The sequence below is a fragment of the Pelagimonas sp. genome (genome assembly GCF_058892305.1).
In genome coordinates this window covers 108,543-124,563 of the sequence record NZ_JBZXVN010000005.1, presented here as the reverse complement: position 1 = coordinate 124,563, position 16,021 = coordinate 108,543, and the positions used below count along the sequence as shown (strand labels likewise).

The following is a 16,021-nucleotide window of genomic DNA, read 5'->3' as shown; positions in this document are numbered from 1 at the left end:
CTCACCTGTCATGCAACCGCGACACATCCGCGCTTATTGCAAACTCAGCTCTTTGTGTTCTTTACGCCTCAAGGACGTATCGCTAAACAACGCCCCGGAAACGCCGCCTTTCAAAGCGGCTCTTTTTGTGTTGCGGTCGATTCTCTCGGCCCCGAGCAATAGCAATGGAGCAAACCTCGTGTCACACGCAGACGATCACGAAGGCACCCGCAGGGACTTTCTCTACTACGCCACAGCCGGCGCAGGAGCAGTCACCGCAGGTGCCGCCGCATGGCCCCTGGTCAACCAAATGAACCCTTCGGCAGATGTATTGGCCTTGGCAAGCATTCGCGTCGACGTCTCTGGCGTCGAGCCGGGCACACAGCTGACGGTGAAATGGCTGGGCAAACCAGTGTTTATTCGCCACCGCACGGGTGCTGAAATTCAAGAAGCCGCTGAGCAAGACGCCGAATTGGCGGCCGATCCGTTGATCGACACCAACGCGCGCAACGCCAACTTGGCCGATGCCGCCGCGCTTGCAACGGATGCAAACCGGACCATGCCATCACCCGAAGGCGAAGCCCCCGGTGCTTGGATCGTTCAGATGGGTGTTTGCACGCATTTGGGCTGTGTTCCACTGGGCGACGGCGCGGGCGAATACAAAGGGTGGTTCTGCCCTTGCCACGGGTCGCACTACGACCTTTCTGGCCGTATTCGCAAAGGCCCAGCGCCGGAAAACCTTCCAATTCCGCCGGCCGTATGGGCCGACGACAGCACAATCAAACTGGGATAAGGAAGCGCGCACATGTCCGGAATTCCGCACGATCATTACGAACCCAAAACGGGTTTCGAAAAATGGATTCACGAGCGCCTGCCTGTTGTAGGTCTCGTGTATGACACCATCATGATCCCCACCCCCAAGAACCTGAACTGGTGGTGGATTTGGGGTATCGTTTTGGCCTACTGCCTGGTGCACATGATTGTCACTGGCATCATCCTTGCGATGCACTACACGCCGCATGTTGATCTGGCTTTTGCCTCGGTCGAACATATCACCCGTAACGTGAATGGCGGCTTTATGCTCCGTTACCTGCACGCTAACGGCGCGGCTTTGTTCTTCTTTGCTGTTTACATCCACATCTTCCGTGGCCTGTATTACGGGTCTTACAAAGCCCCCCGTGAAATCACATGGATCATCGGCATGCTGATCTTCCTGATGATGATGGGTGCCGGCTTTATGGGCTACGTTCTGCCTTGGGGTCAGATGTCCTTCTGGGGTGCAACCGTTATCACTGGCCTGTTCGGCGCGATCCCATTTGTGGGCGAAGCGATCCAAACTTGGCTGCTGGGCGGGCCTGCTGTGGACAACGCCACACTGAACCGCTTCTTCTCGCTGCACTATCTCCTGCCGTTTGTGATTGCCGCGCTGGTTGTCGTCCACATCTGGGCCTTCCACACCACAGGCAACAACAACCCAACCGGTGTTGATGTCCGCACAGACAGCAAAGAGTCGGTCAAGAAAGACACGCTTCCGTTCTGGCCATACTTTGTCATCAAAGACCTGTTCGCGCTGGTCGTTGTTCTGGCGATCTTCTTTGCGGTTGTTGGCTTTATGCCAAACTATCTGGGTCACCCAGACAACTACATCGAAGCCAACCCGCTTGTGACACCTGCACACATCGTTCCAGAATGGTTCTTCTTGCCCTTCTACGCGATCCTGCGTGCCTTCACCTCTGAGGTTTGGGTTGTTCAGTTCGCATCCTTCATCACCGGTGGCATCATCGACGCCAAATTCTTTGGTGTTATCGCGATGTTCGCTGCGATTGCTGTGATGGCGCTGGCCCCATGGCTCGACACGTCTTCGGTTCGTTCGGCTCGTTTCCGTCCGATGCTGAAGTGGTGGTTCTGGCTTCTGGTTGTCGACTTTGTCGTTCTGATGTGGCTGGGTGCAATGCCCGCAGAAGAACCCTATGCGACCTTCTCATTGATCGCTTCGGCCTACTGGTTTGCCTATTTCTTGGTGATCCTGCCGCTGATGGGTGTCATCGAAAAGCCGCTGGCCCCACCTGCGACCATCGAAGAAGATTTCAACAACATGTACGGCAAATCCGCCGATACCCCGGCTGAGTAAGAGGATCGCTAGAGATGTTTAAGAAACTCACCCTCTCGGCCCTCACGGCCCTGGTCCTTGGCTCCGGTGGAGCCATGGCCGCAGGCGACGCGGGTCACATCGAGGATTTCGATTTCTCGTTTGAAGGCGCCTTTGGCACCTACGATCAGCACCAGCTGCAACGCGGTCTTCAAATCTACACTGAAGTCTGCGCGTCGTGCCACGGTTTGCAATACGTTCCTTTCCGGACTTTGGGCGACCCCGGTGGCCCAACGTTCTCTGAGGACGAAGTGCGCGCCTATGCTGAGCAAAACTTTGAAATCTACGACGAAGAGCTCGAAGATTTCCGCCCAGCAAAACCTGCTGACCACTTCCCTGCCAACACCTCGGCTGGTGCACCTGACCTGACCTTGATGGCCAAGGCGCGTGCTGGTTTCCACGGCCCTTACGGTCTTGGTATCAACCAGTTCTTCAAAGGTATTGGTGGCCCTGAGTATATCGCTTCGCTTCTGACCGGTTACACCGGCGAAGAAAAAGAAGAAGCGGGCTCCACGCTCTATGAAAACACCGCCTTCCCAGGTGGCTGGATTTCAATGGCACCGCCACTTTATGGTGAAGACGTGGAATATGCCGATGGTCATTCCAACAGTTTGCACCACGAAGCGCAGGATATTGCCGCTTTCTTGATGTGGGCAGCTGAGCCTAAAATGATGGCCCGCAAACAGGCTGGCTTCACCGCCGTTCTGTTCCTGTCGGTCCTCGCGGTTCTGCTTTACCTGACCAACAAACGCCTTTGGAAGCCCGTTAAATACGGCCGCAAAGACGACTAAACCTTGGTTGAAAATCAAACGAAAGCCCCGCCAATCTGGCGGGGCTTTTTTGTAATTGGGTCCGTGGCAAACGGCCGGCGCGCCCCAATCCGGCCTGTGTAAAAGCCTCTCCGCCTGCGTCTTCACCAAGCAGCCGTCTTTTTCACCACACCATCATCGTCCAATCAACAAAGCCCCGACCGTCAATGCGGGGGGCGATGCAATGCGACTCACACTCTTTCAACAAATCCGCAGGCTCAACACGGGCCCAAAACCGGCACGATCCATCATCCGCGTTTCGGCAATACCCAATCGGGGCGCGCAAAGTGGCAGGTATAGCCGTTTGGCAACCGCTGCAGGTAATCCTGATGCTCGGGTTCGGCCTCCCAGAAATCGCCCACCGGTTCGACTTCGGTCACCACCTTGCCGGGCCAAAGCCCGCTGGCATCGACATCGGCAATGGTGTTCAGCGCCTCGGCGCGTTGATCATCCGTCACGAAATAGATCGCTGAACGGTATGACATGCCGACATCATTGCCCTGCCGGTTCACTGTCGTCGGATCGTGGATTTGGAAAAACACCTCCAACAGCTTGCGATAGCTGGTCTTGGCCGGGTCAAACCAAATCTCGATCCCTTCGGCGTGGGTGCCGTGGTTGCGATAGGTGGCGTTTTCGACATCACCACCGGTATAGCCAACCCGCGTCTTTTCCACACCGGGGAGCTTGCGGATCAAATCCTGCATGCCCCAGAAACAACCACCGGCCAGAACCGCGCGTTCGCTCATGTCACATCCTCCACTTGGGCAAGGTATTGGCCATAGCCTTCACCTTCCATGTCCTCTTTGGCGATAAACCGAAGCGCGGCCGAATTGATGCAATAGCGCATCCCGCCCTGATCCATCGGCCCATCGGGAAAGACATGCCCCAGATGGCTATCGCCATGGCGCGAGCGAACTTCGGTGCGGATCATTCCGGCGCTGGTGTCGCGCAGCTCGACGATATTGTCCGGCTCAATCGGTTTGACAAAACTGGGCCAACCACAGCCGCTCTCGTATTTGGCGGCCGAGGCAAAAAGAGGCTCGCCCGATACAATATCCACATAAATACCGGTCTTTTTGTTGTCCAAATAGGCACCCGTGCCGGGACGTTCGGTGCCATTTTGCTGTGTGATGCGGAATTGTTCCGGCGTCAGTGTCTCAATCACCTCGGCCCGTTTCTCATATTTTGTCATGCGCGTCCTCCTACCCCCTAAATAAAGGGCGTCATGCCTCGGATGCAAACCCTTGCGTCACTTCGCTCACGAAGGCTTGAGAAAGACTCGCAAAATTCGCTCGGGTCACCTATGTAAACGGCGGGTGACAGCCCTATTTCTCCCAAGAACTAGGCTATTACCTGGGGCGTCGGGATGGCAGCCTGGCGCCCCTCTAGCTGCCTGCCGATACCGGTCGATCCAACTCGGCCACCGCCCAAACCGCCGCCTCGGCGACGGTGTCATCCTCATCCTCGCAGAGGCCCTGCGCCACAGCGCGCAATGTCGGGTCATTCGAATTGCCGATGGCGTATAACACGTTGCGCACAAACCGATCTCGTCCAATCCGCTTGATCGGTGACCCGGCGAAATACGCCCGGAACCCAGCATCATCTAGCACCGCCAACTCAGACAGCTTTGGGGCCAATAATTCGTCACGGGCATGGTATTTCATCTCCGAGGCCACCTGCGCAAACTTGTTCCACGGGCAAGCGGCCAGGCAATCGTCGCAGCCATAGATGTGATTGCCCAATCCCTTGCGCAGCCCCAGATCCACCGGTCCTTTGTGCTCGATCGTCAGGTAGGAAATACAGCGCCGCGCATCGACCTGATAAGGTGCCGGAAAGGCATCTGTCGGGCAAACATCCAAACAGGCGCGGCATTGACCACAGCGATCTACCCCCGCCTCATCCGGCTCAAACTCCAGAGTCGTAAAGATCGCCCCAAGGAAAAACCACGATCCCAACTTGCGACTGACCAGATTGCTGTGCTTGCCCTGCCAGCCCAACCCAGCAGCCATGCCAAGCGGCTTTTCCATCACCGGGGCGGTATCGACAAAGACCTTGATCTGCGCCTCTTGCCCCTGCTTTGCTGCCGCCTCGATCAACCAGCGCCCCAACCGCTTCAACCGCTTCTTGGCGACGTCATGATAATCCTTGTTCTGGGCATAAACGCTGATCGCCCCACGATCGCGCTGCTCCAAAACCGCGCGTGGATCGACATCGGGGCCATAGTTCTCTGCCAACATGATGACCGATTTCGCCTCGGGCCAAAGCGCATCTGGTGCCCCGCGCCAATGCACCCGCTCCGCCATCCAGCCCATCTGCCCATGCCGCCCATCGTCCAAATAGGCCTGCAACCGCTCCATAACCTGCGGCACTGCATCGGGGCGACAGACCCGGCAATCGGCAAATCCAACCGCCTCGGCCTCTGCAACCAACGCCGCCTTGAGATCATGCTCCATGGTTTCTTCTTTCCCCAAATATCCCGGGGAGAATTGGCCCGCATGCGCCAAGAGGGGCCGTGCCCCTCCCTAACGCCACATCAAAAATCAAGATCGGCATAATGCGCAGGCGGCGGGAAACCCGGCACCTGATCCTGCAAAATCGCCCGAAAGGCCGGGCGCGACTTGATCTTGGCATACCAATCCTTGACCACGTCGGAGCGGTTCCAATCCACATCCGAAATATAGTCAAGCGACGACAAATGCGCGGCGGCGGCAAAATCCGCCAAGGTCATGGAATCCCCCGCCAACCAACGGCGATGATCCAAAAGCCAGGACATATAATCGAGGTGATATTTGATCGCCTTGGCCCCGGCTTTGACATTGCCACTATCGGGGAACCCGGCCTTCATAATCTTCTTGTTCACCCGCTCATAGAGAAGCTTCGACGTCACCTCATTGTGAAACTTATCGTCAAACCAGCTCACAATCCGACGCACCTCGTAACGTGCATCCGCCGATTTCGGCATCAGGCTCGGCTCAGGGTATTTTTCCTCAACCCATTCGCAAATCGCCGCGCTCTCGGCCATGGTCTTGCCGTCGATCTTGAGAACCGGCACCTTGGCCGCCGGATTGCGGCGCAGAAAATCGGCATCCTGCTCCCAGTAGCGCTCTTCAACCAACTCGCATTCAATCTTCTTTTCCGCCAGCGACAAGCGTACCTTGCGGCAAAACGGAGAGAGCGGAACGTGATAGAGCTTGGCCATGTGCGACACTTATCCTGATACGGGAAACACTGCCCTAATATCCGCGAAACCGCATGGGTTTCAACTCCCCTGATAAGGGGAATCCAACTTCGGCATTTTGGCGCTTGACCTAAATCACACTTCAAGTTCTACAAATCATCGCGTTGATCATTACGCAAACGAGGCACCTATGGAAAAATCATTCTGGCAAGCGCGCTGGCAAGAAGGCCGAATTGGCTTTCACGAACCGGCGGCAAACCCCCTGCTCACCACTCATTTTAACAGCCTCAACCTGCGCCCCGGCGACACGGTATTTGTCCCGCTCTGCGGCAAAAGCCTCGATCTCGATTGGCTTTTGTCCCGCGACCTGCATGTCATTGGCATCGAACTTCATCAAGACGCGGTCAATGAGGTCTTTGATCGTCTCGACCTCATCCCCGAGAGACAAAACATCGGCGCGCTCACACGGGCATCTGCCAACAACATCACCCTCTTTTGCGGGGATATTTTTGACCTCACCGCCGACCTCCTCGGCCCTGTCAATGCCATCTATGACCGGGCCGCCATCGTTGCCCTGCCCCCGGAAACGCGGCCCCAATACGCGGCGCATATCACCGAAATCACCCAATCCGCGCCCCAGCTTCTGATAAGCTTTGACTACGACCAAACCCTATCGGGTGGCCCGCCCTTCTCTGTCCCTCAGCCAGAGCTGTTAAACCACTACGCCGCGACCTACACGTTGACCAAACTGGCACAACACACGCTGGATGGCCCGCTCGGCCAACGCACCCAAGGCCTCGAAGAAACCTGGCTCCTGACCCGAAAATAGGGCGATCTCCCAAAGGCCGGGCGCATCCAAATTCCGTGCACGGAATTTGCAAAATCCATGGATGGATTTTAGACGCGCCCGCCTTGCGCGGCTCTCTTTAACCTGCCCCGCGCACATGGCTTTCAAGCGAGGTCATAACCTCCATCGCCGCCATGTCCGCCTCCGCCGTGCTCATATCCATCACCGCAAAAAACGCAGCGCAAACAGGCGATTGCATTTCCTTGCGCGTGACCTCTTCGTAGTCCTGTGCACTGCGAAACTGTACGATATCCAAATAACTCCCATCCGGCTTGCGCACCAATTCTCGGCGTAAAACGCCCGGTTCCAAATCCACAAACTCCCGTTGAAACACCGCTGACGCCGCAAGCAAATCTGCTTCGGTTTTACCTTGGGCCAAGCGGATCGGGGCAAAAACTGTGACGTTTTCCATCTGTCATCTCCTATTTCTGTGACGATCATCAGATATTGCTAAATACGTCATTTTATGACCTATTTGTTTTATGCCCCGTAGCTCTGCCTTAACCCGATTGGAGCGGCTGGATCGTCTGACCGCCACCCTGAAACAGGATCGCCCGCACACCATTGCCGATCTGGCAAAGGAACACGGCGTCAGCACCCGAACGCTCACCCGTGATTTGCAAATTCTGCGCGACCAAGGTCTCCCGATTGAGGCCGATCGTGGCCGCGGTGGCGGTGTGCGCCTTGATCGTCACTGGGGCGTTGGGCGGCTCAACCTGTCTTACCCCGAAGCGGTGGATTTGCTCATTTCCCTTGCCGTGGCCGAACAAATGCAATCGCCGCTTTTTCTGGCCAAGCTCGGGTCGGTCCGCCGCCAGCTGATCGCCTCGTTTTCCCCTGACAAACGGGCGCGGGTGGCGCGGTTGAAATCCCGTATCCTGATCGGCACATCGGCCTCACCCCATGTGCAATCCACACAGGCAAGCGCCCCGCCCCGCGCCGTTCAGCGCCTGCATCAGGCCTTTCTCGATCAATCCGCGCTCACAATCCGCTATCAACGCGAAGACACAACACCCTCAACCCGCACAATCGAACCGCACTACCTGCTGCTCAACTACCCGATCTGGTACGTTCTCGCCTATGATCACCTGCGCCAATCGCCGCGCACCTTTCGATGCGACCGGATCATTTCGGCGACTGGAACCGAAGACCGTTTCAAATTGCTCCCTCAGGACCGCTTCAAAGACACGATCGAGGCGAACACCCTTATTTAGCCGCGCGGTTGGTTAAATGATTGCGCTGTCCAGACAGGACCGCAGACCAACCTGAATCTCTGATCCGGGGCCCCAATCGGAATTGCTCTCGTAAAGATACCGCAGCCCCGCCATCACTGCGCGCCGTTGGACCGTCGGACATTCACGAGCCGTCCGAACAATCTGCCCAAAGCTATCAAGGGTAAAGTCGCGCACATCGCCCCCGCGCACCGCATCCAAAACTACAATTGCCAAACAAGGGGCATATCCCACAGCCTTAGGCATATGCGCGGTCGATTCCACCGCCTCTGCCGGATACCAGGTCTTGTCCTCTGCCGGATAGGCCACATCGGCACTCGCCAACATCTTTTGCAAAGCGGCCTTATGCCTTCGCCAGTCATCGCACCAAACAACCCCGGTAACGGCATCAACTTCCTCCGCCGTCATCGCCTTCGCCACCGCAATCAGTTGCGCTTCAACCTCGGGCAAATCCCGCGACAAACGCGCCTCTGCAGTGGGCATCGGTTCAAACACCTGCCCGCCATACCGGGCAACCCAACCCAGCGCCTGCATGATGGCCGCGCGCACCATCACCGGGGCCGCGTGATAAAATTCTCGGTTTTCGTCCCAAAGCCAATCCAGCCCCTGCGCCTTGTCCGATCCTAAAACCGCACCGGCCAAAAGCTTTAGCGACGCCACAAGACAACCGTCGGGATCATCCTCCGCCGCAACCGCGTCACCCCACACATCGTCGTTGAACTCGGCATCCCATTGCCCAGACACACGAGATAGATCATCAAGATCCAATATCGCGCTCTGGCCCATGCTTTGAGCGGCGGCGTTTAAATCATACAAAACCTGAAACCGTCGAAATTCCAAACCAACCCCTTACCTTCACTCAAAACAATCGGCGCGCCCATCCCGTTTGATCGTCGCCGCACCGTCCTGAATAACCCGCGCGCGCTTGCTCACAAATGTCGAGGGGCGCGAGGCGCTGCGCTTTTTCGGGCTTGGCAAAACGGCCGCCAACAACGCCGCTTGACGCGCGCTCAACCGATCCGGGGCCACGCCAAAATAATGCTGCGCCGCCGCCTCAACCCCAAACACACCCTGATCAAATTCGGCCACATTCAGGTAAACTTCCAAAATCCGCCGCTTGCTCCACACCGCTTCCACCATCGGCGTCATCACCCCTTCCAGCGCCTTGCGCACATAGCTGCGCTCCTGCCAGAAATAGACGTTCTTCACCACCTGCTGGGAAATCGTGCTGCCCCCACGCTGCGCGCCTTCGGCAATCGCCGCCCGGATCGCATCCATGTCAAACCCCCAGTGGTTGCAAAAATTCGCGTCCTCCGCCGCAACAACCGACCGCAACATCACCGGCGCGACCTCATCCACATCAACCCAATGCTGATCAACATGGCCCAAACGCTTGCCCTCGGACCACATCGTATGGGTCGTTGGCGGGTTCAGCCCGGCGTAAATCACCACGGCCAACATCATAATGCCCATACCAACCACTCCTGCCCAAATCACCTTGCGCATCAACCACCGGATCGGCCGAAACCGCGTCGCCGGTTTCCCTTTACGCGCCTTGCCCGTCTTTTTGCCGCCTTTGGGGGATGTCTTCTTTGCTGCCATGATCACGTTCTATACCGCCCACACACCAGACTCAAAACCTGAAAAACACGGCACCCCACAGACGCGGGGTGCCCACTCCCGGACAGATAAAACCAGGGGCATCCGGGCAACGTTGTCAAACATGACTGGGTCACTCATCACCCACACTTTTGCAATACGTTAACCTTGCCCAGCAATCCTGCCAGAGGCGTGCCGGATTTGTGGCAAAATCAAGGTAATTTACCCGGCGTAACGCAAAACCCCGCCGAACAAAGTCAGCGGGGCTTGATTTCTAGCGCCAAATGGGACGGTGGGCGGGGCGCCTTTGCATCGCAAATAGCGCCGCACCCGTCTACAGCGTGTTCAGTTTGATCGGTTTCAAGCATTCACTCAGCAGCGCGAGACGGCGTTTGCAAAGCACAACGCGTTCGCTCTGCTAGGTGAATTCATTTGAACTGAACAGGCTCCAACTTACTCCGCAGGAACGGCCAATTGATCCTCAATCCCAAGCGGGTGCTTGATCTTGTCCAACATCTCCTTCGGGCAAACCTGCACGAAATTGGCCTTCTCCAGATCCCAGTTCTGCAAGATTTCCTCACCCTTGCGGCTCCGGGTCTCGGCCACATGGCGCTCGATCAATCCCAAAAGCTGGGCTTCCCACTCCGGCGTCACCACCGGACAGGTTACCAAACCTTCCATGTTCATCAGATCACCGGCCACACCTTCGGGGTCATAAAGATACGCCATGCCGCCGGTCATCCCCGCGCCAAAGTTCGCCCCGATCGAGCCAAGGATCACCGCAACACCACCGGTCATATATTCACAACCGTTGCTGCCACAGCCCTCAATCACCACGCTCGCACCCGAGTTCCGAACCGCAAAACGCTCACCGGCGCGGCCCGCTGCAAACAGGTAACCGTCTGTCGCACCGTACAAAACCGTGTTGCCGATGATGGTATTTTCCGACGCGGTCAGCGGCGACACCAGTGGTGGACGCACAACAACCGTGCCCCCCGAAAGGCCCTTGCCAACATAGTCGTTCGCATCACCCGACACTTCGATCTTCAGCCCCGGCGCCGCAAAGGCCCCAAGCGACTGACCCGCCGAGCCGGTCAGCTTGACGTGCAAATGATCGGGCTGCAACGCGTTGCGCATGCCGAACTTCTGAACAATGTGGCTCGATGTGCGCGTGCCCACGGTCCGATGGGTGTTCATCACCGCATAAGACAGCTGCATCTTCTCACCATCCTCAAGGAAGCGGGCCGCATCGCGCACGATCTCCGCATCCAGCGTATCAGGCACCTCGTTACGACCACGATCCCGGTCATACACAATGTCATCCGAGCCATCGACACGGATCAACAACGGATTCAAATCCAGATCATCCAGATGCTCGGACCCACGCGACACCTGAGACAACAGATCAGCACGGCCAATCACCTCGTCCAAGGTTTTCGCACCGATTGAGGCCAAAATCTCACGCACTTCTTGCGCGTAGAAGGTGATCAGGTTCACAACCTTATCCGCCGAACCGGTGAACTTGTCGCGCAGGTCTTGATCCTGCGTACAAACCCCAACCGGGCAGGTGTTGGACTGACACTGACGAACCATGATACAGCCCATCGCGATCAGCGCCGCGGTGCCGATGCCGTATTCCTCGGCCCCCAACATCGCCGCCATGACAATGTCACGCCCGGTGCGCAAACCGCCATCGGTCCGCAATGTCACCCGGTCGCGCAGCTTGTTCATTGCCAGAACCTGATGCGCTTCGGTCAGACCCATTTCCCATGGCAAACCGGCGTGTTTGATCGAGGTCGCAGGCGAGGCACCTGTGCCGCCATTGTGACCCGAAATCAGGATCACATCGGCCTCGGCCTTGGCCACACCGGCGGCAATTGTGCCAACGCCCGAAGACGCCACCAATTTCACCGTCACCTTACAGCGCGGGTTGATCTGCTTAAGGTCATAGATCAGCTGCGCAAGGTCTTCGATCGAATAGATGTCGTGATGCGGAGGAGGCGAAATCAGGGTCACGCCCTTGGTCGAATGACGCAGGCGGGCAATCAGGTCGGTGACCTTCATCCCTGGAAGCTGACCACCCTCACCGGGTTTCGCACCCTGAGCAACCTTGATTTCAAGCTCTTCACAGTGGTTCAGATATTCGGCTGTGACACCAAACCGGCCCGAGGCCACCTGCTTGATCTTCGCACTTGGGTTGTCGCCATTTGGCTCCGGTACAAAATGCGCCGGATCTTCGCCGCCCTCGCCAGAGTCGGATTTCGCACCGATCCGGTTCATCGCCACGTTAAGCGTTTTATGCGCCTCAGGCGACAGCGCGCCAAGGGACATGCCCGGCGTTACGAAACGCTTGCGGATTGATGTGATGCTTTCAACTTCTTCAATGTTGATCGCCTCGCCAAGCGGCTTGATCGCCAACAGATCGCGAAGATGGATCGGCGGGTTGGCCTGCATCGCCTTGGAATAGGTCTTCCACATCTCATAGCTGGCACGGTCACAGGCCGATTGCAGCAAATGCATGGTCTGTGCGCCCCAAGCATGGGTTTCACCGGATTTACGCGCTTTGTAAAAGCCACCAATCGGCAAGACATCCTGACCATTGGCATAGGCCAAGGCGTGGATTTCTTCGGCTTTTTTCTGCAAACCGCCAAGGCCAATACCGGAAATACGGCTGATCATGCCGGGGAAGAATTCCGCACACATCGCCCGCGACAGGCCCACGGCCTCAAAGTTCAAACCACCCCGATAGGACGATATCACCGAGATGCCCATTTTGGACATGATCTTGAGAAGGCCTTGATCCACCGCTTCGCGATATTTCGCAACGGCTTCGGTCAATGTCAGATCAAGCAACCCGCGATTGATACGGTCGGCAAGGCTGTCCTCAGCCAGATAGGCGTTGACCACGGTCGCACCCGAGCCGATCAAAACCGCAAAGTAATGCGGGTCGATACATTCGGCGCTGCGCACGTTGAGGCTACAGAAGGTCCGAAGGCCCTTGCGGGTCAGATGGCTATGCACCGCGCTTGTCGCCAAGATCATCGGCATCGCCACTTTGTCCGCACCGACGTTTTCGTCGGTCAGGATGATGTGGCCGGAACCCGAGCGCACAGCGTCTTCGGCTTCGGAACGGATACGATCCAAGCCTTCGCGAAGCGCACCGGCACCCGCTTCAAAGGTACAGTCAATGGTCACACAGGGTGAGTTGAACTGCTTTTGCAGTTCATCAAACTGAGCGTTGCCAACAAACGGCGTGTCCAGAACCAAAATCTCGGTCTGCGCGCTGCTTTCATCCAGAACGTTCTTAAGGTTCCCGAACCGCGTCTTAAGCGACATGACGCGATATTCGCGCAATGAATCGATCGGCGGGTTGGTCACCTGGCTAAAGTTCTGACGGAAGTAATGCGACAGCGGGCGGTATTTCTTCGACAGAACCGCGCTCGGGGTGTCATCCCCCATCGAGGCCAGCGTTTCTTTGCCATCCTCGGCCATAGGTGCAAGGATTTGCTCAAGCTCTTCAACACTATAGCCGGCGGCGATCTGACGGGTGCGCAATTGCGCGCCCTCAAACATCGCCTTCTCGGTCAACGCACCCAATGGCCCGTCAAGCTCGGTGATCTTCTGCACCCACTCGCCAAACGGCAGCGCCGAGGACAGGCGGTCCTTGATCTCTGTGTCGCGGTAGAGCTTGCCATCTTTCATATCGACCGCAATCATCTGACCCGGCCCAAGCGCGCCTTTTTCGCGAACAGTGCCCTCATCGGTCGGCACCATCCCGGTTTCCGACCCGGCAATTAACATCCCGTCACCGGTCACAACATAACGCATCGGGCGCAGACCATTCCGGTCAAGACCACCACAGACCCAACGGCCATCGGTCATCGCCAGGGCGGCCGGGCCATCCCATGGCTCCATCACACCGTTGCAATAGCTGTACATATCGCGCCACGCCTGCGGCAATTCCACCGCCTGCTTGGACCAGCTTTCCGGCACCAACATGGTTTTCGCCATCGGGGCCGAACGACCCGCACGCACCAGCACCTCAAACACCCCATCCAAAGCCGCCGAATCCGACGCGCCGTTGGAAATGATCGGCTTGATGTCTTCTGCGAAATCACCAAACGACGCCGACGCCATGCGGATCTCGTGCGATTTCATCCAGTTGACGTTGCCCTTAAGCGTGTTGATCTCGCCGTTATGGGCCAACATGCGGAACGGCTGTGCCAACCACCACTGTGGGAAGGTGTTGGTCGAATACCGCTGGTGATAAATCGCGAAAGACGATTCAAACCGCTCGTCCTGCAGGTCGGGATAGAACTCCGCCACCTGCTCGGCCAACATCATGCCCTTGTAAATGATCGACCGGCACGACAGCGACGCAATATAAAGCTCACCCACGGCCGCCGCCGCAGCCGCCTTTTCAATCCGGCGACGGATCACATAAAGCTCACGCTCAAACTGCTCTTCGTCCACACCCTTAGAGTTCGAGATCAAAATCTGCTCGATCTCAGGGCGGGTCGCATTGGCTTTCTCACCCAAGCACGCCACATGCACCGGCACGTGACGCCAGCCATAAATGTAGTACCCCATGCGCAGAACTTCGGTTTCCACGATGGTCCGGCATGTCTCTTGCGCGCCAAAATCGGTACGTGGCAGGAACACCTGCCCCACCGCAATCAGCTCATCTTTGCGCGGGCGGTGCCCTGTGCGCTCGACCTGATCGTAAAAGAAATTCACCGGAATCTGCACGTGAATGCCCGCGCCGTCACCGGTCTTGCCGTCGGCATCAACCGCGCCGCGGTGCCAAATCGCTTTCAGCGCGGTGATACCGGCCTCAACCACCTTGCGGCTCGGCTTGCCATCAATCGACACCGCCAAACCAACACCACAAGACGAATGCTCTTCGCTTTCGTCATAAAGGCCGTTTTCGGCCATCCATGCGCGCTTGGCTTTCTCGGCTGCGACCCAATTTTCATCATATTTGGTCATTCTGGCTCTCCTTCTTCGGCGTCAGTGGGCGCAAACAGTGCTAGCACTTCCGCCTCGGTCAGTTGCTTACGCCCCTCAGGGAAATCATAAGCACGGGTTTTTCGATCAGTGTAATACTCAGTTCCCAGCGTCAGATCGCTGGTGTCATCCAAAAGGCCAACGCAAATGCTGCGCCCGCCTACATAAGGCCCGTCCGTCACTTCATACCAAAGCGAACTGCCGCATGTGTTGCAAAACGCCCGCTTGGCCCAGTCAGACGTCACCGCTTCGGTCACGCTATCCCCGCCGGTGATGTTCAAGTCATCTTTGGCCACATGCAGGCCCATAAAGCGCCCACCGGCCCAGCGTTTGCACATGTCGCAATAGCAGATATTGAACGTGCTCGGCACATTCTTCGCCGTCAATTTGACAGCACCACAGAGGCATTGTCCGGTTTTCTCAGACATAACAGACCTCCGCATCGTACCGCCCGGCCTTCAGGCCGGGCCGCGCCCGACCGTCCCGTCGCACCCAAAGGTGCGCCAAAGTCGTCAGCACACTTTTCGCGTGACGGGAGGGCGCATTCTCGACGCTGGATAGCCAATCAAAGTTAGGCACGACCGAGATGCTTCTCGACGAAACACCGTCACAAGCGCCCACCCAGGCTCGGGCGCGTCCCTCAGTGATCATCCTCACGCCCCCTCATCCAAAACACCAAACTTCGCGACACAATCCGCCCGCGTCAAAACCGTCCGCCCCTCGCCCGCATAGGCAAAGCTGTCGGGCTTGTGGTCGATGTAAATCTCGTTGCTCATCTCAAACCCATTCGGGTCATCAAATACGCCAATCGGAAACTCAAGGTTGCCCGACCATTCACCTTGCATCGTCACGCGGAAAAACATCCCCGATCCGCATTGGTCACAAAATCCACGTTCGGCCCAATGGCTCGACGTGATCCGCTTCAAATGCGTTTCATCATCCCAGCTGACATTGCCCTCGGGCACCGTCACACCAAGCAAGGCCGATCCGGTCCAGCGGCGACACATCTCACAATGACAGGCCCCGAATTTGGTCGGCACATCACGCGCTGTGAAACGAACCGCTCCGCACATGCATCCTCCCATCTTCTCTGTCATTGCTTTACCCTTTCGCAAGGTTTGGCGGTGTTTGGGTCAACCCCTCTGCCGCTTAAGCTGTGTTAATCTTGAATCGCACCCCATCGGGGGCCGAGGCTTGGTTTGGGGGCAATCTCCCCCAAAC

At 57.2% G+C, this 16,021-nt stretch carries 15 protein-coding genes; 5 read left to right on the top strand and 10 right to left on the bottom strand.

The annotated features are described in order from the left end of the window. The first annotated feature begins 178 nt into the window (after positions 1 to 178). From petA to AC5EFR_RS02265, 3 genes are read left to right on the top strand one after another with little or no spacing between them, the layout of a single operon-like run. Positions 179 to 772: a ubiquinol-cytochrome c reductase iron-sulfur subunit gene (petA, locus tag AC5EFR_RS02275; protein WP_299925453.1), complete on the top strand. Its 594-nt coding sequence runs from the start codon at positions 179 to 181 to the stop codon at positions 770 to 772. Positions 773 to 784: 12 nt separating this feature from the next. Continuing rightward, a complete protein-coding gene (gene petB / locus AC5EFR_RS02270) occupies positions 785 to 2,110 on the top strand; it encodes a cytochrome b (RefSeq protein WP_299925450.1) in 1,326 nt (441 codons plus the stop codon). A gap of 14 nt (positions 2,111 to 2,124) precedes the next feature. Beyond that, the gene (locus tag AC5EFR_RS02265; RefSeq protein WP_493574348.1) at positions 2,125 to 2,919 is read left to right on the top strand and encodes a cytochrome c1; all 795 of its coding nucleotides are present in this window, start codon (positions 2,125 to 2,127) and stop codon (positions 2,917 to 2,919) included. A gap of 266 nt (positions 2,920 to 3,185) precedes the next feature. On the opposite strand, the gene msrA is transcribed toward AC5EFR_RS02265, so the two are convergent. The 4 genes from msrA to fzlA all read right to left on the bottom strand — a co-directional run bounded on the left by msrA (position 3,186) and on the right by fzlA (position 6,136). Continuing rightward, the gene (gene msrA, locus AC5EFR_RS02260) at positions 3,186 to 3,683 is read right to left on the bottom strand and encodes a peptide-methionine (S)-S-oxide reductase MsrA (RefSeq protein WP_493574347.1); all 498 of its coding nucleotides are present in this window, start codon (positions 3,681 to 3,683) and stop codon (positions 3,186 to 3,188) included. Then, positions 3,680 to 4,129, bottom strand: coding sequence for a peptide-methionine (R)-S-oxide reductase MsrB (gene msrB / locus AC5EFR_RS02255; RefSeq protein ID WP_493574346.1), 450 nt, complete (start codon positions 4,127 to 4,129; stop codon positions 3,680 to 3,682). Before msrB ends, msrA begins: the two co-directional genes overlap by 4 nt. A gap of 193 nt (positions 4,130 to 4,322) precedes the next feature. Further along, a complete protein-coding gene (gene queG / locus AC5EFR_RS02250; RefSeq protein WP_493574345.1) occupies positions 4,323 to 5,390 on the bottom strand; it encodes a tRNA epoxyqueuosine(34) reductase QueG in 1,068 nt (355 codons plus the stop codon). Positions 5,391 to 5,470: 80 nt separating this feature from the next. Then, a complete protein-coding gene (fzlA, locus tag AC5EFR_RS02245; RefSeq protein ID WP_493574344.1) occupies positions 5,471 to 6,136 on the bottom strand; it encodes an FtsZ-binding protein FzlA in 666 nt (221 codons plus the stop codon). 169 nt (positions 6,137 to 6,305) lie between these two features. On the opposite strand from fzlA, the gene tmpT reads away from it, so the two are divergent. Next, complete coding sequence (tmpT, locus tag AC5EFR_RS02240; RefSeq protein ID WP_493574343.1) at positions 6,306 to 6,944, top strand: thiopurine S-methyltransferase; 639 nt, start codon at positions 6,306 to 6,308, stop codon at positions 6,942 to 6,944. Positions 6,945 to 7,041: 97 nt separating this feature from the next. On the opposite strand, the gene AC5EFR_RS02235 is transcribed toward tmpT, so the two are convergent. Continuing rightward, positions 7,042 to 7,374, bottom strand: coding sequence for a hypothetical protein (locus AC5EFR_RS02235; RefSeq protein ID WP_493574342.1), 333 nt, complete (start codon positions 7,372 to 7,374; stop codon positions 7,042 to 7,044). Positions 7,375 to 7,444: 70 nt separating this feature from the next. Here AC5EFR_RS02235 and AC5EFR_RS02230 point away from each other — a divergent pair, with 70 nt between their 5' ends. Then, a complete protein-coding gene (locus tag AC5EFR_RS02230) occupies positions 7,445 to 8,176 on the top strand; it encodes a helix-turn-helix transcriptional regulator (protein ID WP_493574341.1) in 732 nt (243 codons plus the stop codon). 12 nt (positions 8,177 to 8,188) lie between these two features. Here the strand turns inward: AC5EFR_RS02230 and AC5EFR_RS02225 are convergent, their stop codons facing one another. From AC5EFR_RS02225 to AC5EFR_RS02205, 5 genes are all read right to left on the bottom strand, one after another. Further along, positions 8,189 to 9,034 carry a hypothetical protein gene (locus AC5EFR_RS02225; protein ID WP_493574340.1) on the bottom strand — a complete coding sequence of 282 codons (846 nt, stop codon included), beginning with the start codon at positions 9,032 to 9,034 and terminating at the stop codon, positions 8,189 to 8,191. Between the two features lie 15 nt (positions 9,035 to 9,049). Then, a complete protein-coding gene (gene mtgA, locus AC5EFR_RS02220) occupies positions 9,050 to 9,796 on the bottom strand; it encodes a monofunctional biosynthetic peptidoglycan transglycosylase (RefSeq protein WP_493574339.1) in 747 nt (248 codons plus the stop codon). Between the two features lie 450 nt (positions 9,797 to 10,246). Then, on the bottom strand, positions 10,247 to 14,782 hold the full coding sequence (gene gltB / locus AC5EFR_RS02215; RefSeq protein WP_493574338.1) for a glutamate synthase large subunit: 4,536 nt from the start codon (positions 14,780 to 14,782) through the stop codon (positions 10,247 to 10,249). After that, entirely contained in the window at positions 14,779 to 15,228 is a 450-nt protein-coding gene (locus AC5EFR_RS02210) for a GFA family protein (protein WP_493574337.1), read from the bottom strand. The genes gltB and AC5EFR_RS02210 overlap by 4 nt, the downstream gene beginning before the upstream one ends. Before the next feature lie 225 nt (positions 15,229 to 15,453). After that, positions 15,454 to 15,897, bottom strand: a complete 444-nt coding sequence (locus AC5EFR_RS02205; RefSeq protein WP_299937254.1) for a GFA family protein — start codon at positions 15,895 to 15,897, stop codon at positions 15,454 to 15,456. Positions 15,898 to 16,021: the final 124 nt, after the last annotated feature.